The following is a 24,500-nucleotide window of genomic DNA, read 5'->3' on the forward strand; positions in this document are numbered from 1 at the left end:
ATGCTGCAAGTTCCTAAAAATAGATATTACACAAAAGACCATTTATGGTTGCAAAAAATCGGGATCTATGATTTTTATGTCGGAATTACTGATTTTGGTCAAAAAGAACTTGGAACTATTGATTTAATTGAACTCACCCCAAAGAAGAAACTACTTAAAGAGGGGACTTCTTGGGGTGTTGTATATGGTATTAATAACATACTTAATTTAATGACACCCTTTGATTGTGTAATTCTAGAACGCAATGAAGAATTGCAGAAACATATCACGTATATAAATACAGCTCCCTACAAATATTGGTTTGCAATTTTATCATCAAAAATTGAAACTGCTTCTTTATTAACTTATCAAGAGTATAAAGAACTCACTCAATGATGTTTTATTTTTTTACCCATTTTAAACTATTCAAAAAAAATAATTTAGATTAATATGAATGAGCTATGCGATTCTGTTAGTAAACAAAAGGAAGTTTTAGTAGCGCAAGGAGTAGAAAAACTTAAAATATTAGGTTTTTCAAAGGTTACAATTCATACTATTTTGAAAGATGAAATGTATCAACTTTATTTTTTAAGTTTTTTGAATAGCAAATCGAATTGTAATAATAATGAAATTATTGCCATAAACGAATTGAAAGCTCTTATTCTAAAGGTTCTTAAGGTGTAACCCTTATAAACTTTCTTTTGCTTTCTCAATGGCTAAATGAATCTTTTCAACAACCATTTCTTTTTCAATAAAATTGAAGACTTCATTCTTCTTGAAATCTTTCCGAAGCGGTTTTCCAACTCCTGAAATAATCACCTTTATTTTTTTCTTCTTATACGTTTTTATAATCTCTTTTATGCTCTGGTATCCCGTTGCGTCAATTAAGGGCACATAGCGCATTCGTATAATAATAACCTTTGGCTGTTCATGGGTATTGGTAATGGTTTCCTGAAATTGCTTTGCTGCTCCAAAAAATAAAGGACCATTAATCTCATATAGAAGAACCCCTTTTGGGATGTCTAAAAGTTCTTCATCAAAAAGGTGTTCTTTGTTACCGTTTTCAGATGAAAACCCCTGAATATGGATCGATTCACTCATTCGTTTCATAAAAATAAAACTAGAAAGTACGATTCCAATTTCAATCGCAATCACCAAATCAAAAATAACTGTAAGAAAGAAAGTAGTGAGTAAAATGATAATATCCATTCGATTCCCTTTCAAGATAGATCTAAATTGTTTCCACTCACTCATATGGTACGCAACAACCACTAAAATTCCAGCTAAGCATGACATAGGAATTAACTTTGCGTAAGGAGCCACAAGGAGCATTATGGCTAATAATACTAGGGAGTGAACAATACCTGCGATGGGTGTTCTTCCTCCATTTTTGACATTAGTAGCAGTTCTGGCAATTGCTCCCGTAGCAGGAATACCCCCAAAGAGCGATGACATGATGTTTGCGGCTCCTTGTGCCACTAGTTCCATATTGGAGCGGTGTTTTCCTCCTATCATAGAATCTGACACCACAGCAGATAGAAGAGATTCTATACCTCCTAAAATAGCTATGGCAAATGCAGGTTGAATAAGTGCTTGGATGGTGTCAAAATTTACATTGGGAATGTGAGGAAGTCCTAATTTATTAGGGATTGCCCCAAAATTACTTTCAATGGTATCTACCGGAATGTCAAAAAGCACAACAAGAATAGTGGAAGCAACTATGGCAACGATAGATCCAGGTATTTTTTTTACTAGTTTTTGAAAATAAAGAGTTATGAATATAGTGGCAACGGCTATTCCAACGGCATACCAATTTATGGTGTGAAAATTGGCTGCGTAGACCACCCACTTATCAATAAAATTTGCAGGAACCTTACTAATATGAAGTCCGAAAAAGTCATTAATTTGAGAAGAGAAAATAATGAGAGCGATACCGCTTGTAAAACCTACAATAAGCGAATATGGGATGTATTTTAATAGGTTTCCAAGACGCGCCAAGCCAAAGCCAATCATGATAAAACCAGCCATAAAAGTGGCGATGATTAATCCGTCGGGTCCAAATTCTTGAATGATACCGTAAACAATCACAATAAAAGCACCTGTAGGGCCGCCAATTTGAACGCGACTTCCTCCAAATGTTGAAATAATAATTCCCGCTATTATTGCTGTTATAATTCCTTTTTCAGGCGATACTCCAGAGGCAATTGCAAATGCAATAGCCAAGGGCAATGCTACAATACCTACAATTAATCCTGAAAGTACATCTTTTGTAAAAGTTTCTTTTGAAATTCCCTCTTTCAGAAGAGAGAACAATTTTGGGGTAAACTCTTTTCGCATGCCTACTGTTTTTTTGTTACAATTGAATTGATATTTATTTAGCTTGATAGTCTATATTCATATTCAATAGAATTGCCCTCGCAATACGCATTAATGGAACTTGTAACATAAAACTAAAGAGTATTATAAAAGGGTACATGAACTTGAAAAAATAATGCATACTATCTAATGAAAAGCCTAAGAGTAATAATGGAATAAAAATTAGGAGTACAATAGGGTAGCTAATCCATAATGCCGCCGTGTAAAAACCAGGTTCTAATTTAAAATCTTGCTCGCAATGCGGACACTTATCGGGCATTTTCAAGATATCTTTATACACAAATAATCCTGGACTACAGAATAAATCTCCAATTTGGCAGCGAGGACATTTTAATTTTAATATACTGTACAGTTTATTTCCTCTTTTCATGGATGATTACCCCCTTTTTAATGAAAAGCAAATGTACGATAAATGTTATTTTTAAACATAACAAATGTTATGTTTTTACTTTTGTTTTATTCTATATTTGTGCTATGAAAAGTTTTTATTCACGATTTGATTTTCAAAGCAACTTGTTATTTGAAGCGTTAACCACTGCTGAAAAAAAGACAGTGTACAATGCAATGGAGTCTTTAAGTATCAAGAAAGGAAGTCTTTTGTTTTATGAAGAAGGAATCCCTACAGGAATCTTTCAAATTAAAAAAGGGAAAGCTAAAAAGATCAAAAAGGGGTTTTCTGGATCAGAACAAATATTTTACATCTATACAACGGGCGATGTTTTAGGTTATCATGCTTTATTTGGTGAAGAACGGTATCAAGATTCTTGTGAAGCATTGGAAGACTTAGAAGTAAATTTTATAGCAAAGGATGTTTTTTTTCAACTATTAAAAAGCATTCCTAGGTTGCAACAAACATTTATAAAAAATATTGGTCACGAGTTTGGAGTATTAGCCAATATTATAGCTGTACTTGCCCAAAAAAATCTAAACGCACGATTGGCTATTAACTTACTCATTTTAAACAATCGATTTCAAAAGCAATACAAAGCGGGGAGTGGTATCGACCTAACACGAGAGGATTTAGCAAATGTGATAGGTACTTCGCCCGAAAGTTTAGGAAGATGTCTAAAATACTTTAAAGATCAAGGGAGTATCGAAGTGGATAAAAGAGTGATTTACATAAAAAATGAAGAATCCCTATTCCAACTATTGAATAGTTCTAGTTAAAAAACACTACATAATTTCTGTTTAAAACAAAAAACCTTGCAAATCATTTGATTTACAAGGTTTTGGTTTTTTCGTCGGGGTGGCAGGATTCGAACCTGCGACCTCCTGCTCCCAAAGCAGGCGCGATGACCGGGCTACGCTACACCCCGAAAAAACGTGAGTGCAAAAGTAACCAAATTTTATTGTTCTGCAAGTACAATTCATTTTATTTCAAAACTATTTTAAATCTTAAAATTCCTTCTTGTGCTATTGTGGGACAACCCTTATATTTATACAAATATTTTTTTATGGAAGCAAGGTATACTTTAGTGGTAAACGATACACATAATTTCAGTGTCACTAAAAAAGAAACAGAACAATTCGATACAGTAACTTCAGACAAATTAGTCCATACCATTTCCGACAATCATTCTTTAACAGCAACTCTTGAAAAATCAGATTTTTTAAAGCGAACTTATACCGTTAAGGTGAATGGAAATCGGTACACAGTTCGTATCGAAGACGAGTTAGATGCACTGATTGCTGATATGGGGTTATCTTTAGGAGAAGATTTAGTTGCGAACGACATTACAGCACCCATGCCAGGATTAATTATAGAAGTAGCTGTTACAGAAGGACAAGAAGTGAAGAAAGGCGACTTTTTATGCGTTTTGGAAGCCATGAAGATGGAAAATGCATTGACATCTCCTCGCGATGGGGTGATTAAATCGGTTACCATCAGTACTGGTCAAACTGTAGATAAAGGAGATATATTAATTGAATTTGAAGCCTAATATGATACAGAAAATATTAATAGCCAATAGAGGAGAAATAGCAGTACGTGTCATGAAAACAGCACGTAGTATGGGAATAAAAACGGTTGCTGTTTATTCTGAAGCCGATCGTAATGCACCGCATGTAAAGTTTGCAGATGAAGCAGTTCTTATTGGACCACCCCCTTCAAACGAATCGTATTTACGAGGCGATCATATTATTGAAGTCGCCAAGGGATTAGGAGTGGATGCCATACATCCAGGGTACGGATTCTTGAGTGAAAATGCTGATTTTGCTGAAAAAGTGGAGGAGAGCGGAATGATTTTTATAGGACCGAAATCGCACGCCATTCGGATCATGGGAAGTAAGCTTGCCGCAAAAGAAGCTGTAAAAGCATACGATATTCCGATGGTTCCTGGTATTGATGAAGCAGTGATAGATGTAGATAAAGCTTCAAAAATTGCTTCGGAAATAGGGTTTCCTATTCTTATTAAAGCCTCAGCAGGAGGTGGAGGTAAAGGGATGCGAGTGGTTGAAAACCCTTCAGAAATTAAAGAACAAATGAAGCGTGCCATTAGTGAAGCTGAAAATGCTTTTGGAGATGGTTCCGTTTTTATTGAAAAATATGTAAGCTCACCAAGACACATCGAGATTCAAGTATTGGCAGATACTCATGGTAATACAGTTCATTTATTTGAACGCGAATGCAGTGTGCAACGTCGTCACCAAAAAGTGGTAGAAGAAGCACCATCGGCAGTTTTAACGCCTGCTTTACGTCAGAAAATGGGAGAAGCTGCTGTTAAAGTGGCAAAAGCCTGCGATTATGTAGGTGCTGGAACGGTTGAATTTTTATTAGACGAGCATCTAAATTTTTATTTTTTAGAAATGAACACACGCTTGCAAGTAGAACATCCTGTTACTGAGTTTATCACAGGAATCGACCTTGTAGAGCAGCAAATAAAAGTGGCGAATGGTGAAATGCTTTCTTTTAAACAAAAAGAAATTGAGTTAAAAGGACATGCTGTAGAGTTGCGAGTGTATGCGGAAGATTCGCTACATAATTTTATGCCGAGTGTCGGGAAATTAGAAGTCTATAAAACTCCCAAAGGAGAGAATATTCGTGTAGATGATGGATTTGAAGAAGGAATGCAAGTGCCGATTCAGTACGATCCTATGTTGTCTAAATTAATTACCTACGGAAAAACAAGAGCTGCTGCCATTCAGTTAATGATTGAAGCTATTTCGAACTATGAAGTTGAAGGTATTAGCACGACCTTACCTTTCGGAAAGTTTGTGTTTGAACATGAAGCCTTCCGAAGTGGAAATTTTGACACACATTTCGTGAAGAAGTATTATTCCGAAGAAAAAATGAAATCAACGTTGGAGGCTGAAGCAGCAATCGCAGCCAAAATCGCTTTACAACAGTATTTGAAAGACGCAGAAAAATTACGTATTCCTAGTCATTAATTTTGAAATTTTAGCATGAGCAACAATATAAAAAGTTTACAAGATAAAATTGCTGAAGCCCACAAAGGTGGTGGTGATAAACGGATTGAAAAACAACACGCAAAAAAGAAATTAACGGCAAGAGAGCGAGTTCAATATCTTTTGGACGAAGGATCTTTTGAAGAAATGGGAATTCTAGTAACCCATCGTACCACCGATTTTGAGATGGATAAAGAAATCTATTACGGAGATGGTGTAGTTACAGGGTACGGAACTATTAACGGCCGATTGATATATGTTTTTGCACAAGATTTTACGGTTTTTGGTGGTGCCCTTTCTGAAACACACGCTGAAAAAATATGTAAAATAATGGATCACGCCATTCGTGTAGGAGCGCCCGTAATTGGATTAAATGATTCGGGAGGAGCTCGTATTCAGGAAGGAGTACGTTCTTTAGGTGGTTATGCAGATATTTTTTATAGAAATGTGCAAGCTTCAGGTGTAGTGCCACAAATTTCTGCGATTATGGGACCCTGTGCCGGTGGCGCTGTGTATTCGCCTGCAATGACCGACTTTACACTAATGGTTCAAGATAGTAGTTATATGTTTGTAACGGGACCAAACGTAGTAAAAACTGTTACCAATGAAACAGTTACTTCGGAAGAGTTGGGAGGTGCAAAAACACATGCTACAAAAAGTGGTGTGACGCATTTTACAGCGGCTAGCGATATTGTCTGTCTTAATCAGATTAAGCAGTTGCTAAGTTACCTTCCGCAGAATAATAAAACAGCTCCTGAAAAATTGCCGTATGAATTAGGCGATGAAATTCGTGAAGAGTTAGAAACCATTGTGCCCGATTCGGCAAACAAACCTTACGACATGCACGCAGTAATACAAGGTATTATTGATGAAAAGTCATTTTTTGAAGTACATAAAGACTATGCAGATAATATTATTGTAGGTTTTGCCCGTTTGGGAGGAAGAAGCATTGGTATTGTCGCCAATCAGCCAATGAGTTTGGCAGGAGTGCTCGATGTGGAAAGTTCTAAAAAAGCAGCTCGATTTACGCGTTTCTGCGACTGTTTTAATATTCCGTTATTAGTTTTAGTTGATGTCCCAGGATTTTTACCAGGAACCGACCAAGAGTGGAATGGGATTATTTTAAACGGTGCAAAATTGTTGTACGCATTAAGTGAAGCAACCGTACCAAGAGTGACTGTAATTACACGTAAAGCCTATGGTGGCGCTTACGATGTGATGAATAGCAAGCACATTGGTGCCGATATGAATTTTGCTTGGCCTACGGCCGAAATTGCTGTAATGGGAGCAAAGGGAGCTAGTGAAATTATCTTTAGGAGAGAAATTGCCGCTGCCGAAAATCCTGAGTTGAAGCTTTCTGAAAAAGAAGCAGAATATGCCGAGAAATTTGCGAATCCGTTTAAAGCCGCGCAACGTGGTTTTATTGATGAGGTCATTCTTCCGAAGGAAACAAGACGTAAATTACTGAAAGCTTTTGCCATGTTAGAAACCAAAGACGTGGAACGACCAAAACGAAAGCACGGAAATATTCCGTTGTAAGTTGTTCTAAAATAGATATTTATCATCATATTTTAATAGAATCGGGATGTAGCGCAGTCCGGTAGCGTACTTGGCTGGGGGTCAAGTGGTCGCAGGTTCAAATCCTGTCATCCCGACTTATAGAGCTATCTAAAGGATAGTAAGTTTAAAAAAATGATAATGATGATTTAAATCATTTATTATAGTTAGTATCTCTACTATTTTTAGGCTTTTAATAGCATACTTTGAACAATGCTTCGGAAAGCTTGAATACCTGTTATTGAGTAACTATTAAAAAAAAAACATTGAATTAAAAGAAAAACTATGGGAGAAATAACCACTTCAGACAGACAAATTACCTTGTTTTACAGTTCTAACTCTGAAAGAGCGAAACAAGCCTTAGTATATGCTAAGGCGGAGGGCTTGGCTATTCATGAAATTGATATATTAAAAACAAAACTAACGGGTACTCAAATAGTGGAGCTAGCCGATCGATTAAAAATTAATGTCGAAGATTTAGTAAATCAGGAGCATCCTTCTTATGCATCAAATTTTGAACCTCATTCCTTTTCTACAGACGATTGGATAAAAATGATTCAAAAGCATCCTGAAATAATGAAGCAACCTATTGCATTACGAGGAGATAAAACCATTTTGGTAGAAACCCCTACAGATATTGTTAAGATTTAAAAAGCAGACTGCAGTTTTATCTAAGCAATTAGATTCCCTTTCATAATCACACAATAATAGAGAGCTGACCTAGGTCATTTTACAGCTTTAGGATTTGAAATACATTTGAATTCTCATTATTAAATAAACAAGATTATGAAAAAAGAAGTTATTTACAATTCAGATTTACATTTTGAACACAACCAATGGCGTAGTGAACTTAGCTTTTGGGAAGACGAATTAAAATCGTTTAAAAATCGTTTAGAGGAATTAGTTACTCGCTGGACAGATAAAGATATGTTGGCGCAACTTGAACATTTTCAAAATTCGTTTATACGCCATGGTGAGGTTATTGATACATTACAACACGATATTAATGTGCATGAAACTAGTATGAGTGCTCACGACTCAAAAGGGGAAAATGTGCTTAATAAGACATTAGTTAAAAGCCATATCGAGTTTAGAGATAAAATGGAGACTCAAAGAAAGATTTATGCGGATCTTAAACAAGAGTTCTTTCGCTTTTTGTCTAAATATATGTAAGTTTTAAAACGGCAGGTTTATTTTTTAAAATTAACAACAAAGATTGTTCGTTTAGAAAAGGCTTACCATAACTAATATCGAAATTATGGAAACAACAATTTTAACTTCAGCTAAATCGGCTGTGAAAAACTGGTGGATATCTGTTTTATTAGGAATCATGTATATATTTGTAGGAGTCTGGGTAATTCGCACACCTCTTGCAAGTTATGTGTCATTAAGTTTCATTTTTAGTATTTTTATTTTTACCTCAGGAATACTTCAAATTATATTTTCAATTTCAAGTAGGAGTAAAATAGAAGGATGGGGATGGTATCTTGCAGGCGGTATTATAGATCTAATCATTGGTTTTCTATTGATGAGTCATCCCGTAATGACCATGGCAATTTTACCTTTTTATGTCGGATTTTGGTTACTATTTCAAAGTATGATGGCAATTGGATTTTCTTTTCAATTTAAGGCAATTAATATGCCTTATTGGGGATGGTTGCTATTTTTTGGTATCTTAACACTACTATTTTCAACATTATTAATAGCGAATCCTATTTTTGCAGGACTAAGCATTGTATACATGACTGGAATGGCGTGTATTACTGCAGGAGTTTTTAGAATATTTCTAGGGATTGATTTAAAAAGAATGAATACTATAATTAAAGACTTCTAGTACTTAAAGTTTTTAATTGTTATCTTAAGTAGTGTAATAACAATGAAGGGACATAAGCCAATTTGGTATATTTTATTATTTTCTGCCGTATGGATTAATTCATTAATAGGAACAACAGATGTAATAAATTGGCTTATAGAAAATACCTTGACTGTTATTGCATTACTTTTTTTATTTTATACGTATAAGAAATTTAAATTTAGTGGTCTTAGCTATTTTTTGATTTGTATTTTTTTATGCCTACATGTATATGGCTCAAAAAACACTTATGCTGAAAACTTATTTGGCTATTGGTTGCAAGATGTATTTCACTCCTCACGAAATCATTATGATAGAATAGTCCATTTTAGCTATGGATTTTTACTCTTTTATCCATTGCAAGAGTATTTTAATAAATGGCTTCATTACCCCAAAAAGATTGCATGGTTTGTGTCAATCTTAATCATTATTGCGACAAGTGGTCTCTATGAAATAATAGAATGGTTAGTCGCAGCTGTATTTTTTGTTGAAGAAGGGATTTCTTATTTGGGAACGCAAGGGGATGTATGGGATGCTCAAAAAGATATGTTCTTAGCTTCTTTAGGAGTGCTGTTAGCATTTGGAATTTTTTATATCTCTAAACAAACCTCAAACTTGAAAGAATAATGGAGGAGGTTTTTATTATTAATACGGACAGTTTTCAACTTACGCAGTCTGAATTTCTCATACGGATGCTCATTTCAGTTGGAATTGGGTTGGTAATCGGGTTGGAGCGAGAGTTTTCAAATTCAAGTCAGAAAGAACTATTTGCAGGTCTTCGAACACTTTCCATTGTAGCAGTTATAGGGTTTACATTTGCATTGCTCAACTTTTTAATTCACCCGTGGCTTTTTAATCTTGGATTGCTAAGTGTGTTTGTCATTGTAGCTATTTCGTATTGGATTACAGCTAGTCAAGGCGAGATAGGTAGTACCACTGAATTTGCCACTATTTTCACGTATTTACTTGGAGGATTGACACTATTAGGACATATCGAGCTTAGTTTAGCATTGACTGTGATTCTGGTCGTGATATTATCACTGAAGATGAAATTTAAAAGCATCGTAGGGCAAATTAGTCAAGAGGAACTTTCTGCTTTTATCCGCTTTGTTGTAATTGCACTATTAATTTTACCTTTTTTACCGGATAAAAACCTCGGACCATATGCCGTTGTTAATCCAAGGGATATTGGGTGGATTATTGTATTAACTTCTGGAATCGGTTTTGTAGGCTATATTTTAATGAAGTTTTTAGGAGCGAATAGAGGCATCTTATTAACAGGAATTTTTGGAGGTTTGGTGTCAAGTACTGTGGTAACCTGGACGTTTTCAAAAAAAAGTAAGGAAACCCCAGAGCTTTCAGCTAATTATGCTGTTGCCATTTTTGCTGCTGCCACAATCATGGTTTTACGAGTCGGAGTTTGGGTTTATATTTTTAATAAGCCAATGTTAAATGATCTAATACTTTCTTTATTACTCATTTTCAGCGCAGCCTTAGGGACCACTATTTATTTTTATAAAAAACAAAATGGTGAAAAACATTTTAAAGATACGTTGCCATTAGGGGCTCCTTTAAATCTGAAAGACGCTGTTTTTTTTGGATTTTTATACACAGGAATATTAATACTCGTTAGTTATGCCAGTACTGAATACGGTGCTAAAGGGATTTACCTCTCCAGCGCAATTAGTGCCTTAACAGATATAGATGCAATTGCTATTTCAGTATCAAAGTTAGGAGGGGAGACAATCAATTTTTTAACGGCTCAAAATGCTATTTTATTAGCAACCTTGGCAAATACAATTGTTAAGATTGGTATTGCTCTTTATTCTGGTAGTAATCGTATGAAAACCTACATTCTTCTGGGGTACGGTGTTATTTTTATAGCAGGTATTCTAGGGTTCCTTCTTCTAAATTTTTAATTTTTATTCACTGATTTAGATCAGTATTTATCCTATTGGGATGTACTATTATTGTAGTATGTAATGGTTGCACTAAGTTTAAAAAAGAACCTTACTGATTTAACTGAAATCTATATAATTAATTAAAACGATACTTATGAACTATAAGAATATAACCATAGCTGGGAGTGGTGTTTTAGGATACCAAATTGCGTTTCAAACAGCGTTTCATGGTTTTAATGTAACCGTTTATGATATAAATGATGCTGTATTAGAAAAATCAAAAACAAAGTTTAATACTTTAAGTGAAGCTTATAAATTAGATCTAAACGCAACACAGGAACAGCTTGATAAAACATATAAAAATTTACAGTACACTTCAAACTTAGCTGAAGCTGTTAAAGATGCAGATTTATTAATTGAAGCTGTACCAGAAAACCCAAAGATTAAAATAGAGTTTTACGAAAAATTAGCGAAAGTAGCTCCTGAAAAAACTGTTTTTGCTACAAACTCTTCCACACTTTTACCAAGTCAATTTGCAGACGTAACGGGAAGACCTTCAAAATTTATAGCCTTACATTTCGCAAATACCATTTGGATTCACAATACTGCGGAAATTATGGGGCATGCGACTACTGATCCGAAAGTTTTTGACGAGTTAGTGGCGTTTGCAAAAGCTATTGGAATGTTGGCTTTACCCTTGCATAAAGAACAACCAGGATACATTCTCAATTCATTGTTAGTGCCTTTGTTGAGTGCTGCTACTAACTTATTGGTACATGAGGTTGCCGATCCAGAAACGATAGATAAAACGTGGATGAAAGCAACAGGGGCTCCTGTGGGGCCTTTTGGGATTCTAGATGTTGTTGGTATTACTACAGCATATAATATTGATAAAATTGCTGCTGAAACTACGAATGATGCGACGAAAATTAAGACCGTAGCTTATTTGAAAGAAAATTTTATTGATAAAAATAAATTAGGCGTGTCAACTGGAGAGGGTTTTTATACATATCCTAATCCAGCGTATAAAGCCCCAAATTTTTTAAAATAAAGAGGGAGTGTATGTTTCAACAAAAAAGTCCTTATGTATACTTTCATAAGGACTTTTTTATTGTAGTATTTAGTGATTTTCGCTTATCCAATCCCAAGCTTTTTCCAGCTCATTAAGTTCAAAATATTTTTCTTTAAATTTAGTGAAGAGGTTATCGATTGCAACTACTATTTTCAAGTTTTTATGATCTGCTACGTATGCTATTTTATTTATTTTATTCCAATATTTAATTCCTAGTTGAAATTCTTTTATAAAAGAGGCTACTGTTTCTCCTTTTACATTGATAAAAACCATCATGTTAATGGGTTCTATTTCAGTAAGTTTAGCGCTAATCTCTTTATCTATTAACTGTATTTCTTCAGCAGTAATAAATCCCTCTAAGTCGAATACAAGTGTGTTGTCTTTAATTGATTCAAGTTTTCGTATCATTATGTTATGGTTTAAAAGTGAAACTAAGACTTTTTCATTTTCATAAAAAAACTAGTTTCATTTAACAAAGGTACTTTTGAAGGAAGTAACTACAAATGATTGAAGTCAGTTTGAAGAAAGTTGTAAAATTAGAATCTCTTACCAGAAGATTGTTTAAAAAAGGTAGCTTCCGAAGTTAGAAAAGAAATAAATTATTGTTTATTTTTATTGAAAAAGATACACTCGTTTGTTGTAAAGAGCTTGTTTTAATTTACTAATGTTGAAATATACTACAGAAAATTCCGCAGAGCATTTTTTACAGATGTGCTGGACTTAAAACATATGTAAGATGAATATTATTTCTTGGAATGTAAATGGAATAAGAGCCATTACTAAAAAAGACTTTTATAACGACATAAAAACGTTATCGCCCGATATTCTTTGTTTGCAAGAAACCAAAGCGCAAGATAAAGAGGTGATCAATGCACTTTCATCACTATCTGAGTATAATTTATATGTTAATTCTGCAGAAAAAAAAGGATATTCAGGAACAGCCATACTTACTAAGAGCAAGCCCATAAACGTTGTGAATGATATGGGTATTGAGGCACACGATAACGAGGGAAGATTGCAATGTGCTGAGTATTCTGATTTTTATTTGGTTAATGTATATGTTCCAAATTCGGGACAAGGACTGAAGCGGTTGTCTTATCGAGAAAACTGGGATGAAGATTTTTTGGCGTATGTAAAACAACTTGAAAAAGTTAAGCCGGTGATTGTTTGTGGAGATTTAAATGTTGCTCACCAAGCGATTGATCTTAAAAATGATGCTTCAAATTACAATAAGACTGCGGGGTATACTCAAATTGAAATTGATGGTATGACCAACATAATTCAAGCGGGTTTTGTAGATTCTTTTAGACACTTCCATCCTGATGAGGTTGCTTATACGTATTGGAGTTATCGCTTTAAAGCAAGGGAGCGAAATACAGGCTGGCGAATTGATTATTTTTTAGTGAGTACTCTTTTAGTTTCTAAAATTAATGCCGTTTCTATTCTTTCAGAATTTTATGGTTCTGATCATTGTCCCATTCAATTGAATATTGAAGTTTAACTACTGGTGTTAGAATTTATCGGCAAGGAAATTTGTGAGCATTCCTACTTGAAAATCGCCTACTACGGGTAAATTAGCATCTGCATTCATAACTACGAGACCGTACCCTAAGGAGGAAAGTTTACAGTCTTTAATTATTTCATTTTGTCTTTGACTAAAAATGGGCATAAAGTGTTTTCGGATTTCAATACCTGAAGATTTTCCCACTTTCATAGCTTTTAAAATCGCTTCTGATATTTGTTGTTGCGACAAGCCTTTCTCTAATAAATCGCTAGCAAGAAAATGCATTTGTAAACTATAGTAATAATTTACAAAAGAGTCTATTGAATTTACAGGATTGAAGGTGTCCATAAAAATTGATAGTTTCATAAGGAATCATTTTAATAGTTGTTTAAATATTTTTTAAAACACATAAGACTGATGGTTTGATATTTTTTTTATTGAGATTTAACTAGTTTTTTTTTCTCTTATAGCCTTTAATTGTTGAAAAAGTTCTTTTTCTTCTGAAGATAAATTTTTAGGCAACACTATATTTAGTTTTACCAATAAATCACCATGTTGCGTAGGGGCGTTATATTTTGGCATTCCTTTGCCTTTTAAACGTAACGTCTTCTCAAGATTGACTCCTTCAGGAATCGACATTTTTACAGCTCCCGACATGGTCGGAATTTCAATTTTGCCTCCAAGAATCGCTTCGTAAATATCTATTTTCGATTCATAGATAAGATTATCTCCTTTACGCTGAAATTTAGAATCTGGTTCTAATACTAAAACAATGTATAAATCGCCTCTTGCTCCGCCATTAATTCCAGGTTGTCCTTTTCCTTTTATTTTTAATTGTTGTCCGTCGTAAGAACCCGGTTTTATGGTGATTCGTAATTTTTCATTGTTTATTTCAAAACTGCGTTTACTTCCGTGGTATGCCTCTTGAAGCGTAATGGGTAATTCTGCTTTAATATCGCCTCCTGTAAATGTTGCTTGTTGCCTACCTCTAGAACCGCCTCTGTATGAATTTGCATTTCCTTGACCAAAGAAAGCATCAAAAAAGCTTGAGAAGTCTTCTCCTTCAGCGCTTTGTCTTTGATATTGATTGGCTCTTTTAGATTGGTTTGCATATTGCTTCCAATCATCTCCCGAATTTTTATATGCATCCCAGTTGGCACCTAAAGCGTCATATTTTTCTCTTTTCTCTTTATTACTTAAAACTTCATTTGCCTCGTTAATTTCTTTAAATTTTTCTTCGGCATCACTTTTATCTGGGTTTTTGTCAGGATGGTATTTAGCCGCTAATTTTCTATAGGCTTTTTTAATATCCTTTGGAGTAGCATCTTTGTTTACTCCTAATATTTTATAATAATCCTTATAATCCATTTTGTGTTAAAATTCTTGAATTTATAATTAAGAATACTTTTTTTATTTTATGGAATATCTGTTGAGTAGGCTAACTTGAATTGCTTTTCTAGCATTGTTTAAAAGCTTTTCTACTTCTTCGTAGCTTCTATTTTTAATTACGGCAATTTCTTTTACTGAAAACTGATGATTTGTGGCTAAAAGAAACACATCTCGCATTGCTGCAGGTACGTTTTGTAGCACCATAGCTACATGACGATTTACGGCATCATCATTTAAATCTTTATCTATTTTATCGGTTAACTTTTTTTCTTGATTAGTGATAAAAACATGATTAAGTAAATAGTCATTATGATTATAAGAAGAGTCGTCTAGCTCTTCAATCATTAATAAATCACCGTCTCCATCGGTACTGTAATTTTCGGTCATTTCGTCCCACTCGGGTTTGGAATAATCATCAATATTTTTGAAAAACAAATCATTAAACTCTTCTTCTACAATGGCATCATCAAGGAGTTCGTTGGTTTTTTTGAACAACCATAGGTAGAAATCTTTTGCTTCTTTTACTTCGTCAATAGCATCGTATATTTCAATAAATAGTTGATCTATAAAGTCATCAGCTTTGTATTTTCCTTTTGAAAAATCTCCTTTTTTAATAGCGGCAGCTAACCTTTGGTTGATGTATTTTTTTACTTCAGGGAGTATTTCTAGTAAGTTCTTATTAAAAGAAGCTTGATCTCCTTCTTTTTTTAATTTAATAAAGTCTGGAAACGTTTTTTCGATACTTAAACGAATCTCTTGTTGTCGTTGTAGATATATGCTTGTGGTTTTCATAAATTCCTATTTATTTCAATAAATGTTTAAGTAAAAATGCAATTAACTTAGGTAAAATAATATGACGTATGTCATTAAAATAAAGATTGTTACTGTAAATGAGCAAGAAGGGAAGTAGTGCTATCTATTTCTTTTTTAGGTCCTCTCAATATTATTAAAAGCTGTCCATTTTTTAATTTTTCTAGAAACTTTGTGGCTTGCTTTTCATTGACTCCTATTCCCCTAAGAATACCATGTGGGCCCGAAGACATGATAGCTAATGGTTTGCCTCCTACATCATGCAAAAAAATAGGAACCAATGCTCCTGCAATATAAACGACCCCTATTTCGGGGTTGCGAAAGCTTCCGAAGAAATTTGGCAGGCCTAGTAACTTTTTAAAATAAAGTTTTTTATTCTGAATAGCGAGTTCTAAAGAATCTTTGTGATTAGAAGTATCCTCAAGCTTTCCAAGAACTGTTACTTCTACTTCAGAAATACTTTTTGTAGTAATTATTTTTAGGACGTTTTCTACCTCTATTATATTAGAATACGCCTGTATGAAAACGTGCTTCTGTTTCGTATTAAATGCTTCTGTATTCATATCTGTGTAATTAGAAAATATGCGTTACAGGTACTAAGGTAAAACAGCTTATCTCTAATCGATATGATGTAGGTCATTCAAATGGGGCAGAAGTGTTTTTTAACTAAATTTCATAGTTCATTTAATTAAAAATAGCAATACGCTCTATCGCTTTTTTATCTTTAATAAGAATTTTTCGACCCGCGCCAATTGAAATAAGACCTTCTTCTTTGAATTCTGTCAACATACGAATGGCGGTTTCTGTTGCGGTTCCAATAATACCTGCAAAATCTTCTCTAGGAATACTAATCGAAGAATCTTCTTTATTGGTTAATATCTCTTTATTATATAAAAACAATAGTGTTTTGGCTACTTTTTGTCGTACAGAAGCAAAAGCCATACTCACTAATTGTTCCTGCATTTCAATAAAGTCGTTTGAAATCATATTTATGAATTTAGTTGAAACCACTTTATTATCATGTAGAAGTTTCATAAAATCAGCTTTAGGAATTTCATGTACTTGCGCTTCTTTCAAGGCGGTCGCAGTATCAATATAAGTACCCTTGTCGGTGATTAAGGAGAGTTGGCCAATAAAGTCTCCTGCTTTAAATAAACCTGTCACAAATTCTTTTCCAGATTCTGTAGTTCGATATGTTTTTATGGTTCCACTTTCTATAAAAAATAAGGTGTTTGCAGCAGTACCTTCTCTAAAGAGTATGTCTCTTTTTTTACATAGTTTCGTTTTAAACTCTTTAGAAAACTCTTCCATATCAAAAAACTCGGCAGCTTCTTCAATAAATTCATTGAATCCTTTGAGGTCTTTGGAGAATTCTTTCTTCAGAAAATCATTTTTTTGTATTCTACAGTGAACAGCTTCCAATAAGTCATTTTCTTCAAAGGGTTTGGTTAGGTAGTCGTCGGCACCTAAATTCATTCCTTTTCTCATATCCCTCTTTTCTGTTTTAGCGGTAAGAAAGATAAATGGGATGCTTCTTGTGCTTTTAGTGTTACTCACTATTTCTAGAACATCATATCCGTTGAGTTCTGGCATCATGATATCGCAAATAATCAGGTCAGGTGTATGTTGTTTTATTTTTTCAACTCCTACCTTTCCATTTTCAGCTGTAATGACTTCATACTTTGCTAATTCTAAAATATCAGCAGTATTTTCTCTTACATCTTCATTGTCTTCAATAATCAGTATTTTTTTCATTTTTTGCTGTATTTGCATTTATGGGTAATTTTACGTTGAAGGAACTTCCTTTGTTTACTTCGCTTTCAAAGCTGATAGTGCCTCCCATCAACTCTGTATATTGTTTAACAATATTTAATCCTAAGCCCGTGCCTTGAATATTTATAGCATTTCCTGCTCTAAAAAAGCGTTGAAATATATTTTTTTGTTCTTCTTTTATAATTCCAATGCCGCGATCTACAACGTCTAAACAAATTTCTTCTTCTTGACGCGAAATCGTGAATGTAATTTCTTTGTTTTCCGAAGAATATTTAATGGCATTGGATAATAAATTTATAAGAATATGACGTAACAACTTTGGATCTAAATTCACTTTTAGTTCTGAAGTGTTCTCAATCAATATAATTTTTTGTCCTCTTTTTTTGTTTGGATGAATGTCTTTAATAATAGATTTAAGAAAGGGGATAACACTGAAGGATTCCAATTTAGCGGTAACTTTTCCTTCTTCTAATTTGCTTAACGATAAAAAGTCATTTAAAATAACGACTAGGTTTCTAACATTAGACTTAATTCTCTCTAAATATTTTTCTATTTTTTCTTCATTTCCAAGATCTTTTTGTCTCTTAATAAGTGATGCAGAAGAAAGAATTACACTTAAAGGGGTTCTAAATTCGTGGGATGCAGTAGTAATGAAGAGCGATTTTAATTCGTTTAATTCTTTTTCTTTTCGCAATGCATTTTGAATTTCTCGTTCTATTTCTTTTTGATCAGAAATGTTATTGTGAACCAATAAAGCTTGTACTGTATTTTTGTCTTGATTAATTAATGGCGTGGTATTTACAAGGTAGGATTGATTCTTGAAATGGATTTCAAAAGAGCAATGTTGTCCAAGAAGTGTTTCTTCAATGTTCTTTTTTACTTTGTTTCGTACCCTTGCAGGAACCGCTTTGGCATCATCAATGCTTTTTATTTCTGTAGCTAAATTACTGAATCCTAGCCCTTCTAGTTCTTCTCCTTTTAAAAAGACTATTTTATAATCAGAATCGACAATAGCAACGAATCCTTTTGGAAAATTTTCAGCAATGGTAGAAAACATCAATTGACTTTCTAATGCTCTATTTTCGGCAGTTTTAGTAATGTTAATTTGATCTTCCAAACTAATATTACTCTCGACCAATTGTTGAATGGTCACTTTAAGTTCGTGCGTGCGTTCATCAACCTTGGCTTCTAATCCTTCAGCATATTTTTTAAGTTGCTTTTTATTCTCAAGTAGTGTTGTTTTAGCGTTGTTTTGTTCTATAGCAACACTGGCTAATTGAACCATGTCGGTTATTATTCCCCTTTCAAAAGTTGTTGGCTTTCGAGGTTTATCACTATATATTGCAAAAGTGCCTAATACTTTTTCAGAAGAAGAAATAATAGGAAATGACCAACATGATTTTAAACCATTTTCTAAGGCTATATCTTTATAATCATGCCAAAGCGGATCATTTTCAATTGCAGAAACAATAACCTCTTTTTTAATAAAAGCCGCAGTACCACAAGATCCCGATGTGTGTCCAACAGGGACCGTTTCAATATTTTTACTAAACGCTTTTGGTAGGTTAGGGGCTACTAGTTTGTGTAGGTTATTTGTGTTGGGATTTAACAAAAGCATTGAGGTTATGCAGGCATCGATATGGTTTTCGACAGTTTCAACTATTTTATAGCCAATGGAATCAATGGGAGAATTGTGGATAATCAATTCTAAAATATCCCTTACATCATCTTTTAGTATTTCTTCTTTTTTTTGTTTTGTTATATCTGCAATGGCGCCTAACACACGAACGGCTTCTCCCGTTTTATCACGAACAATATATCCTCGATCTTCAACATAGGCATAGGTAGTAGCATCACGTTTTAATCGGTACTCACTTGTCCAATAATTTTTGTTGCTTCTCAGTGCATGCTCAATGGTTTTTAGTACCGTTTCTTTGTCGGCAGGATGAATGTTGTCTTTCCACCAGTTTTTTCTATCGGTAGGGTTAAACAAATCTATATATCTTTGACTATACCACCCTTTATTTGTTTTTAGATTAAAATCATAAAATCCATCATGCGTAGCCAACATTGATAAACGGAAACGTTCTTCACTCTTTTTTATATGTAATTTATTTTCTTTGGCTTGCGTAATATCTCTAACGATGGTTAGGAAATTGCCATTCTCTTTTACTAAAACGCGTGCTTCAATATATTTTAAGACGTTAGTAGTAGCGTGTGAATATTCTATAATTTGAGTTTCTTGGGTATTCTTAGTTGTTGAAAAAGCTTTTGCTAATTTGTCGCAAAGCTTTTTAGGTAACACATCATACATATTTTTACCAATCAACTCTTCTTGCGGTATTGGTTGTAAAAAGGATTTTTTTGAATGTGCATCTAAAAAAAAGCCTTCTTCATTAAAAACATATAAAATATCTGGTAGTGCCTTTAAAATTGCTTTGGTTCTAGTTTCAGAATGGACTAGTTTTTCTTTGGTTTCTTTTGAATCTGTTATATCTTGAATAGTTCCAATCATTAGCACCGGACGGTCTTCTTGGTCATATTCAAACTTTCCTTTGGCATGAACAAATCGTATGGTGTTGTCTGGCCGAAGAATTCGTTTTTCAAAACTATAGGGAAGCTTTTCTTTTATTGCAGTAGCAACAGCTTTTTTTGTACGTTCTCTATCGTCAGGATGAATAAAATTAATGGCAGTTTCCGAACGTAATTGAGGATCTCCGGGTATTAGTCCGCAAATCCGGTAAAACTCATCCGACCAATTTCGCTCGTTGGTGGTTAAATTCCAAGACCAGCTTCCTATGTGTGAAAGACGCTGCGCTTCATTCATTCTTTGTGTATTTGCAATAGATGCTTGTGTAGCCTGTATTCGTTTGGTAATGTCAAAAATGAACGAAATGATGACAGGAACCCCGTCTATACTAGTTGGATTTAAACTAATTTCTGCTGGAAATTTAGAGCCATCCTTTTTTTGACCTTGAAGAACGATACCAGCTCCCATAGCTCGATGTGTGGGTTTTTTAGCAAAATTAGTACGATGTTTTTTATGTTTTTTTCTGAAATTATGTGGAACTAAGTCATCTACAGCTAATCCAATCATTTCTCCCTTCGAATAGCCGAAGATTCGATCACAAGCCGGGTTTGACTTTATAATAGTTCCTTTTGAATCAGCTACAAGGATGCCTTCTACTGAAGATTCGAAAACACTTTGAAATAACGCCTGATCCTTCATTATTAGTTATATTAATCGTATTGATACTACTTTAGTGTTCATTAATGTTAACTGTTTTTAATTAGAAACAGTGATTTAGGATATTCAATTATAGGCGTATGGAAGTTTAAGGGAGAACTAAAGGTTTATCGAACAATCTGTGTTTTTTCAATAACTCATTAGTGGTATCATATCCTAATTGGAAAATGGCATCAACACTATTCATATCAAAAGTTCCGAAGTTATTAAGTTCTTCAGGAGAGATTAAAATATCGCAGGCGGAAAATTTTTGTAATGATTCTGATGCTACTTTTATTTTATACGCTCTTTCTACCACGGTATAAGAATGTTTTAAATCTTTGGTGCTAATTTTTTTTAAAGGATTCACATACACGCCAATAATTTTATCACAATGAGCCTGTATGGGTTCTATAGGGAAATTATTAAGCGTTCCTCCATCTATATAATAAGAACCATTGATTTGTGTTGGTGTAAAAACACCTGGAAACGAAGCAGAAGCGAGTATGGGTTTAATGAGTTGCCCTTTATTGAAAATTTTTAATGTACCTTTTATAATATCTGTAGCTGTAATGTAGAGTGTTTTTTTCAAGGCTGAAAAATCATCAATTGGAATGTATTTTTTCAGGTCATCATAAAATTTATCGGTATCGATAAAACCAGGTTTATTATAAGCGTATTTGTTAGTATTGAAGAGAGTGGTATGTTTAAAAAAATCTAATATTTCATCCCAACGAGCTCCACTTGCATACAATGCACCTACAATAGCTCCAGAGCTGGTGCCAGAAATATGGGTAGCAAATATATTGTGCTCTTCTAATGCTTTTATAACACCAATATGAGCAGCTCCTCTTGCACCACCGCCAGAAAGTACCAATCCTATTTTCATTGAATATGATTTGTTGTATCCAATACAAATATATTTGATTGAAGAACATCAATTTATGACCTATGTCATTTATACAAGAAAAATAAATTTATGACCTATGTCATTTATACAAGAAAAATAAATTTATAAAATAGGAATGAGAACCTTTAATCTCTTAAAGAAATTTCAAAATCAATGAGGCCTCCCTCAATAGTCGCCTTTTTTAAAAATCCGTTTTCGTAGTAATAATAATTTTCTTTCCCTTTGGAATTGATTTTCTTGTAAGTATGATTTTTTAAAGGTATAATATCATTGAAGCTTCCATCTTGCTCCGAATAACAACGACTAATGTTTACGGGTTCTTTGAAGTATAATTGGATAGAACTATAGGTAATTGAATCTTTTACTGTTTTTAGGGCGTCATTATTTTCTATGATTTGGTAGTGCGTATCCAACCACTGAGTACTAGTTTTAGCATGTGGTTTTTTATTTACTTCAATATAGACGTTTGCATTATTTAAAAAACTATTTGAAAATGCTACATCATAGTTATAGGAAACAGATATATCTTTTATAACCCGAACTTCAATATCTGAAGCGCTTTGGTAATGTGTAACACCTTCTTTTGTGATTTGTGTAGCTTTCAATTTCCCCACAACTTTAGTATGTAAAATAATATCATAATTGAGTGTTGTTTTTGGAGTGTCTAAGAAACTTCCGTAGAAAAACAAAAAGCAACCCAAGAGTATTCGAATCATATTAATATTCTAAAAATATATAGTAGTCTTCAAAGGTCTTTCTTTAAAATGGGATTAAGACTGACGTAAGTCATTTTAACGAAGAAGCATTGGCTTTAACTTTGTTTGTACAACAAATCCTTAAAGTATCAATAAAAATGGAAAAAATAGAAATTGAAACAGAAATACGTACAATGCCAAGAATAGGCGATGAAGCTCCTAAATTTACAGCAGTAACGACACAAGGAGAAATTAATTTTCCAGACGATTATACAGGAGAATGGGTCATTTTATTTAGCCATCCTGCAGATTTTACACCCGTATGTACTAGTGAGTTTATAACGTTCGCAAGTCTTGAAGAAAAGTTTGCAAATGCAAACTGTAAACTGGTTGGTTTATCTATAGATGGACTGTATAGTCATATAGCTTGGTTGCGAACCATTAAGGAGAAAATTGAATTTAACGGTATGAAGAACGTAGAGGTTAAGTTCCCATTAATAGAAGACATAACGATGGATGTTGCCAAAAAATATGGAATGATTCAACCAGGTGAAAGTAAAACGCAAGCCGTTAGAGCTGTGTTTTTTATTGACCCAAAAGGAATCGTGAGAGCTATTATCTATTATCCATTAAGCTTGGGTAGAAATTTTGATGAAATCTATAGAGCTCTTATTGCTATGCAAACAGCCGATACCTTTAATGTAGCTACTCCTGCTGATTGGAATCCTGGTGACGATGTAATTGTTTCTCCAGCAGGTTCTTGTGGAGTAGCTGAAGAGAGAATGAAAAATACAGATGATTTAGACTGTAAAGACTGGTTTTTCTGCACCAAAAAATTGGATAAAAATGAGGTGTTTAAAAAAGTACTTAAAAAATAATTAAAATGACAAAGCAAAAGAATAGTACAATAAAATACCTGTTGTATGGATGCGTGTTTACTGCGCTTTTATCTTGCAATAATGCAGAAAAGAAGTCAGATAATACTTCTATTCCTGTAGAAAAGGTTGAAACAAGCGATACTTATAAAATAAAAGCTTCAGATACTAAAATTGATTGGACCGCTTATAAGTTTACAGAAAGGGTTGGGGTGAGCGGAACTTTTGATGATTTTTATGTAGCTCCAAAGACAACCACCGGAACTATCGGTACTATTTTATTAAACGCTAAGGTGTCTATAAACGCAATGTCGGTAAACTCAGGAAATGATATACGAGACCCAAAATTGAAAGAATCATTTTTTGAAGTATTTCATACCAACCTAATTACGGGAGAAATACTAAAAACCAATCAAGATGAAGGTGTATTGGAGCTTACAATGAATAATAAAACGAATGAAATTCCATTTAAATACACATTGAAAACAGACACCATTTTTATGGATACAACAATTGATCTAGAAAAATGGGATGGAGAGGAAGCAATAACTTCACTTAATAAAGTTTGTTATGATCTTCATAAAGGAACAGACGGAATTTCCAAATTATGGCCAGATGTTAAAGTGACTATTAAACTGCCCGTTGCAAAACAATAAACAGTAAAACAAAAAAAAAAGAAGGAGCTTTGCAACTCCTTCTTTTTTTGTTTCTGTTTTTAAGAGATCTCAACCGTTCTTGGTTTATTTAATTTCGCTTCTTCTTTTTTTAGAAGATTAAAACTTAAAATACCATCTTTATATTGTGCTTTTACATCTTCTTCCTTAACAGTGTCTGGAAGTTGTAATCTTTTTTCGAAAGAATTATAACGAAACTCTTGACGTGTATAATTGTCTTTTTCTTCTTTCGTATTATTTGAATTCTCTGCCGAAATGTTTAAGCAGCCATTGTCGATGGTTACTTCAAAATCTTTCTTAGAAAAGCCAGGAGCAGCCAATTCAACTTCAAAAGCATCTTTGGTTTCTTTAATGTTTAATGCTGGTTCGTCCAGTTTTTTGTTCCATAAACGATTGTCAAAGAAATCATCATCCTTAAATAAGTCGGATGTAATTAGATTTTCAAAAGGTCTTCTTTTAAATTTTACTAGTGACATAATTTTAATAGTTTTAGGTTAAACAA

General features: G+C 33.7%; 27 protein-coding genes and 2 tRNA genes. 16 read left to right on the forward strand and 13 right to left on the reverse strand.

Annotated features, from left to right (window positions below):
- The gene (locus tag BLQ00_RS06800) at positions 1-375 is read left to right on the forward strand and encodes a glycine cleavage system protein H (protein ID WP_093142315.1); all 375 of its coding nucleotides are present in this window, start codon (positions 1-3) and stop codon (positions 373-375) included.
- Positions 376-429: 54 nt separating this feature from the next.
- Entirely contained in the window at positions 430-663 is a 234-nt protein-coding gene (locus BLQ00_RS06805; protein ID WP_093142317.1) for a hypothetical protein, read from the forward strand.
- 3 nt (positions 664-666) lie between these two features.
- Here the strand turns inward: BLQ00_RS06805 and BLQ00_RS06810 are convergent, their stop codons facing one another.
- Together BLQ00_RS06810 and BLQ00_RS06815 are read right to left on the reverse strand one after the other, a co-directional pair.
- Positions 667-2,316 (reverse strand): SulP family inorganic anion transporter, encoded by a 1,650-nt coding sequence (locus BLQ00_RS06810; protein ID WP_093142320.1) that lies wholly within the window; start codon positions 2,314-2,316, stop codon positions 667-669.
- A 34-nt stretch (positions 2,317-2,350) separates the two neighbouring features.
- A complete protein-coding gene (locus BLQ00_RS06815; RefSeq protein WP_093142322.1) occupies positions 2,351-2,725 on the reverse strand; it encodes a DUF983 domain-containing protein in 375 nt (124 codons plus the stop codon).
- A gap of 104 nt (positions 2,726-2,829) precedes the next feature.
- Here BLQ00_RS06815 and BLQ00_RS06820 point away from each other — a divergent pair, with 104 nt between their 5' ends.
- Positions 2,830-3,522, forward strand: a complete 693-nt coding sequence (locus BLQ00_RS06820; protein WP_093143901.1) for a Crp/Fnr family transcriptional regulator — start codon at positions 2,830-2,832, stop codon at positions 3,520-3,522.
- 74 nt (positions 3,523-3,596) lie between these two features.
- Here BLQ00_RS06820 and BLQ00_RS06825 read toward each other — a convergent pair.
- Positions 3,597-3,671 (reverse strand) — tRNA-Pro (locus tag BLQ00_RS06825).
- Between the two features lie 138 nt (positions 3,672-3,809).
- Here BLQ00_RS06825 and BLQ00_RS06830 point away from each other — a divergent pair.
- The 10 genes from BLQ00_RS06830 to BLQ00_RS06875 all read left to right on the forward strand — a co-directional run bounded on the left by BLQ00_RS06830 (position 3,810) and on the right by BLQ00_RS06875 (position 12,121).
- Positions 3,810-4,295, forward strand: coding sequence for a biotin/lipoyl-containing protein (locus BLQ00_RS06830; RefSeq protein WP_093143903.1), 486 nt, complete (start codon positions 3,810-3,812; stop codon positions 4,293-4,295).
- 4 nt (positions 4,296-4,299) lie between these two features.
- Positions 4,300-5,742 carry an acetyl-CoA carboxylase biotin carboxylase subunit gene (accC, locus tag BLQ00_RS06835; RefSeq protein WP_093143906.1) on the forward strand — a complete coding sequence of 481 codons (1,443 nt, stop codon included), beginning with the start codon at positions 4,300-4,302 and terminating at the stop codon, positions 5,740-5,742.
- Between the two features lie 15 nt (positions 5,743-5,757).
- A complete protein-coding gene (locus tag BLQ00_RS06840) occupies positions 5,758-7,299 on the forward strand; it encodes an acyl-CoA carboxylase subunit beta (RefSeq protein ID WP_093142325.1) in 1,542 nt (513 codons plus the stop codon).
- A 42-nt stretch (positions 7,300-7,341) separates the two neighbouring features.
- Positions 7,342-7,415, forward strand: a tRNA-Pro gene (locus BLQ00_RS06845).
- A 187-nt stretch (positions 7,416-7,602) separates the two neighbouring features.
- Positions 7,603-7,968: an arsenate reductase family protein gene (locus tag BLQ00_RS06850; RefSeq protein WP_093142327.1), complete on the forward strand. Its 366-nt coding sequence runs from the start codon at positions 7,603-7,605 to the stop codon at positions 7,966-7,968.
- A 135-nt stretch (positions 7,969-8,103) separates the two neighbouring features.
- Positions 8,104-8,490 (forward strand): hypothetical protein, encoded by a 387-nt coding sequence (locus BLQ00_RS06855; protein WP_093142330.1) that lies wholly within the window; start codon positions 8,104-8,106, stop codon positions 8,488-8,490.
- 85 nt (positions 8,491-8,575) lie between these two features.
- A complete protein-coding gene (locus BLQ00_RS06860; protein ID WP_093142332.1) occupies positions 8,576-9,151 on the forward strand; it encodes an HdeD family acid-resistance protein in 576 nt (191 codons plus the stop codon).
- 42 nt (positions 9,152-9,193) lie between these two features.
- Entirely contained in the window at positions 9,194-9,796 is a 603-nt protein-coding gene (locus BLQ00_RS06865; protein ID WP_093142335.1) for a DUF2238 domain-containing protein, read from the forward strand.
- The gene (locus tag BLQ00_RS06870; protein ID WP_093142337.1) at positions 9,796-11,088 is read left to right on the forward strand and encodes an MgtC/SapB family protein; all 1,293 of its coding nucleotides are present in this window, start codon (positions 9,796-9,798) and stop codon (positions 11,086-11,088) included. The genes BLQ00_RS06865 and BLQ00_RS06870 overlap by 1 nt, the downstream gene beginning before the upstream one ends.
- A gap of 136 nt (positions 11,089-11,224) precedes the next feature.
- Positions 11,225-12,121, forward strand: coding sequence for a 3-hydroxyacyl-CoA dehydrogenase (locus tag BLQ00_RS06875; RefSeq protein ID WP_093142340.1), 897 nt, complete (start codon positions 11,225-11,227; stop codon positions 12,119-12,121).
- 69 nt (positions 12,122-12,190) lie between these two features.
- On the opposite strand, the gene BLQ00_RS06880 is transcribed toward BLQ00_RS06875, so the two are convergent.
- Positions 12,191-12,550: a SpoIIAA family protein gene (locus BLQ00_RS06880; protein WP_093142342.1), complete on the reverse strand. Its 360-nt coding sequence runs from the start codon at positions 12,548-12,550 to the stop codon at positions 12,191-12,193.
- A 328-nt stretch (positions 12,551-12,878) separates the two neighbouring features.
- Between BLQ00_RS06880 and BLQ00_RS06885 the strand changes: the two genes are divergently transcribed.
- A complete protein-coding gene (locus tag BLQ00_RS06885; protein ID WP_093142344.1) occupies positions 12,879-13,643 on the forward strand; it encodes an exodeoxyribonuclease III in 765 nt (254 codons plus the stop codon).
- 9 nt (positions 13,644-13,652) lie between these two features.
- Here the strand turns inward: BLQ00_RS06885 and BLQ00_RS06890 are convergent, their stop codons facing one another.
- The 8 genes from BLQ00_RS06890 to BLQ00_RS06925 all read right to left on the reverse strand — a co-directional run bounded on the left by BLQ00_RS06890 (position 13,653) and on the right by BLQ00_RS06925 (position 22,470).
- Positions 13,653-14,012 carry a hypothetical protein gene (locus BLQ00_RS06890; RefSeq protein ID WP_093142347.1) on the reverse strand — a complete coding sequence of 120 codons (360 nt, stop codon included), beginning with the start codon at positions 14,010-14,012 and terminating at the stop codon, positions 13,653-13,655.
- 78 nt (positions 14,013-14,090) lie between these two features.
- Positions 14,091-15,014 carry a DnaJ C-terminal domain-containing protein gene (locus BLQ00_RS06895; protein ID WP_093142349.1) on the reverse strand — a complete coding sequence of 308 codons (924 nt, stop codon included), beginning with the start codon at positions 15,012-15,014 and terminating at the stop codon, positions 14,091-14,093.
- A gap of 42 nt (positions 15,015-15,056) precedes the next feature.
- Positions 15,057-15,827, reverse strand: coding sequence for an RNA polymerase sigma factor (locus BLQ00_RS06900; RefSeq protein WP_093142352.1), 771 nt, complete (start codon positions 15,825-15,827; stop codon positions 15,057-15,059).
- A gap of 89 nt (positions 15,828-15,916) precedes the next feature.
- Positions 15,917-16,408: a hypothetical protein gene (locus BLQ00_RS06905; RefSeq protein WP_093142354.1), complete on the reverse strand. Its 492-nt coding sequence runs from the start codon at positions 16,406-16,408 to the stop codon at positions 15,917-15,919.
- A 121-nt stretch (positions 16,409-16,529) separates the two neighbouring features.
- Positions 16,530-17,600, reverse strand: coding sequence for a response regulator (locus BLQ00_RS06910; protein WP_093142357.1), 1,071 nt, complete (start codon positions 17,598-17,600; stop codon positions 16,530-16,532).
- Entirely contained in the window at positions 17,578-20,847 is a 3,270-nt protein-coding gene (locus tag BLQ00_RS06915) for a PAS domain S-box protein (RefSeq protein WP_093142358.1), read from the reverse strand. Before BLQ00_RS06915 ends, BLQ00_RS06910 begins: the two co-directional genes overlap by 23 nt.
- 106 nt (positions 20,848-20,953) lie before the next feature.
- The gene (locus tag BLQ00_RS06920; protein ID WP_093142361.1) at positions 20,954-21,733 is read right to left on the reverse strand and encodes a patatin-like phospholipase family protein; all 780 of its coding nucleotides are present in this window, start codon (positions 21,731-21,733) and stop codon (positions 20,954-20,956) included.
- A gap of 146 nt (positions 21,734-21,879) precedes the next feature.
- A complete protein-coding gene (locus tag BLQ00_RS06925) occupies positions 21,880-22,470 on the reverse strand; it encodes a DUF6134 family protein (RefSeq protein ID WP_093142363.1) in 591 nt (196 codons plus the stop codon).
- A 137-nt stretch (positions 22,471-22,607) separates the two neighbouring features.
- Between BLQ00_RS06925 and BLQ00_RS06930 the strand changes: the two genes are divergently transcribed.
- Positions 22,608-23,327: a peroxiredoxin gene (locus BLQ00_RS06930; protein WP_093142366.1), complete on the forward strand. Its 720-nt coding sequence runs from the start codon at positions 22,608-22,610 to the stop codon at positions 23,325-23,327.
- 5 nt (positions 23,328-23,332) lie between these two features.
- Positions 23,333-23,980, forward strand: a complete 648-nt coding sequence (locus BLQ00_RS06935) for a YceI family protein (protein ID WP_093142369.1) — start codon at positions 23,333-23,335, stop codon at positions 23,978-23,980.
- Between the two features lie 59 nt (positions 23,981-24,039).
- Here BLQ00_RS06935 and BLQ00_RS06940 read toward each other — a convergent pair whose 3' ends face one another.
- Complete coding sequence (locus BLQ00_RS06940) at positions 24,040-24,474, reverse strand: Hsp20/alpha crystallin family protein (RefSeq protein ID WP_093142371.1); 435 nt, start codon at positions 24,472-24,474, stop codon at positions 24,040-24,042.
- Positions 24,475-24,500 lie beyond the last annotated feature (26 nt).

This window comes from Ulvibacter litoralis, from assembly GCF_900102055.1.
GTDB lineage: Bacteria > Bacteroidota > Bacteroidia > Flavobacteriales > Flavobacteriaceae > Ulvibacter > Ulvibacter litoralis.

Coding starts and splice junctions, on each gene's coding strand:
- BLQ00_RS06800 (WP_093142315.1), top strand. CDS start 1: ATGCTGCAAGTTCCTAAAAATAGATATTACACAAAAGACCATTTATGG.
- BLQ00_RS06805 (WP_093142317.1), top strand. CDS start 430: ATGAATGAGCTATGCGATTCTGTTAGTAAACAAAAGGAAGTTTTAGTA.
- BLQ00_RS06810 (WP_093142320.1), bottom strand. CDS start 2,316: ATGCGAAAAGAGTTTACCCCAAAATTGTTCTCTCTTCTGAAAGAGGGA.
- BLQ00_RS06815 (WP_093142322.1), bottom strand. CDS start 2,725: ATGAAAAGAGGAAATAAACTGTACAGTATATTAAAATTAAAATGTCCT.
- BLQ00_RS06820 (WP_093143901.1), top strand. CDS start 2,830: ATGAAAAGTTTTTATTCACGATTTGATTTTCAAAGCAACTTGTTATTT.
- BLQ00_RS06830 (WP_093143903.1), top strand. CDS start 3,810: ATGGAAGCAAGGTATACTTTAGTGGTAAACGATACACATAATTTCAGT.
- BLQ00_RS06840 (WP_093142325.1), top strand. CDS start 5,758: ATGAGCAACAATATAAAAAGTTTACAAGATAAAATTGCTGAAGCCCAC.
- BLQ00_RS06850 (WP_093142327.1), top strand. CDS start 7,603: ATGGGAGAAATAACCACTTCAGACAGACAAATTACCTTGTTTTACAGT.
- BLQ00_RS06855 (WP_093142330.1), top strand. CDS start 8,104: ATGAAAAAAGAAGTTATTTACAATTCAGATTTACATTTTGAACACAAC.
- BLQ00_RS06860 (WP_093142332.1), top strand. CDS start 8,576: ATGGAAACAACAATTTTAACTTCAGCTAAATCGGCTGTGAAAAACTGG.
- BLQ00_RS06865 (WP_093142335.1), top strand. CDS start 9,194: ATGAAGGGACATAAGCCAATTTGGTATATTTTATTATTTTCTGCCGTA.
- BLQ00_RS06870 (WP_093142337.1), top strand. CDS start 9,796: ATGGAGGAGGTTTTTATTATTAATACGGACAGTTTTCAACTTACGCAG.
- BLQ00_RS06875 (WP_093142340.1), top strand. CDS start 11,225: ATGAACTATAAGAATATAACCATAGCTGGGAGTGGTGTTTTAGGATAC.
- BLQ00_RS06880 (WP_093142342.1), bottom strand. CDS start 12,550: ATGATACGAAAACTTGAATCAATTAAAGACAACACACTTGTATTCGAC.
- BLQ00_RS06885 (WP_093142344.1), top strand. CDS start 12,879: ATGAATATTATTTCTTGGAATGTAAATGGAATAAGAGCCATTACTAAA.
- BLQ00_RS06890 (WP_093142347.1), bottom strand. CDS start 14,012: ATGAAACTATCAATTTTTATGGACACCTTCAATCCTGTAAATTCAATA.
- BLQ00_RS06895 (WP_093142349.1), bottom strand. CDS start 15,014: ATGGATTATAAGGATTATTATAAAATATTAGGAGTAAACAAAGATGCT.
- BLQ00_RS06900 (WP_093142352.1), bottom strand. CDS start 15,827: ATGAAAACCACAAGCATATATCTACAACGACAACAAGAGATTCGTTTA.
- BLQ00_RS06905 (WP_093142354.1), bottom strand. CDS start 16,408: ATGAATACAGAAGCATTTAATACGAAACAGAAGCACGTTTTCATACAG.
- BLQ00_RS06910 (WP_093142357.1), bottom strand. CDS start 17,600: ATGAAAAAAATACTGATTATTGAAGACAATGAAGATGTAAGAGAAAAT.
- BLQ00_RS06915 (WP_093142358.1), bottom strand. CDS start 20,847: ATGAAGGATCAGGCGTTATTTCAAAGTGTTTTCGAATCTTCAGTAGAA.
- BLQ00_RS06920 (WP_093142361.1), bottom strand. CDS start 21,733: ATGAAAATAGGATTGGTACTTTCTGGCGGTGGTGCAAGAGGAGCTGCT.
- BLQ00_RS06925 (WP_093142363.1), bottom strand. CDS start 22,470: ATGATTCGAATACTCTTGGGTTGCTTTTTGTTTTTCTACGGAAGTTTC.
- BLQ00_RS06930 (WP_093142366.1), top strand. CDS start 22,608: ATGGAAAAAATAGAAATTGAAACAGAAATACGTACAATGCCAAGAATA.
- BLQ00_RS06935 (WP_093142369.1), top strand. CDS start 23,333: ATGACAAAGCAAAAGAATAGTACAATAAAATACCTGTTGTATGGATGC.
- BLQ00_RS06940 (WP_093142371.1), bottom strand. CDS start 24,474: ATGTCACTAGTAAAATTTAAAAGAAGACCTTTTGAAAATCTAATTACA.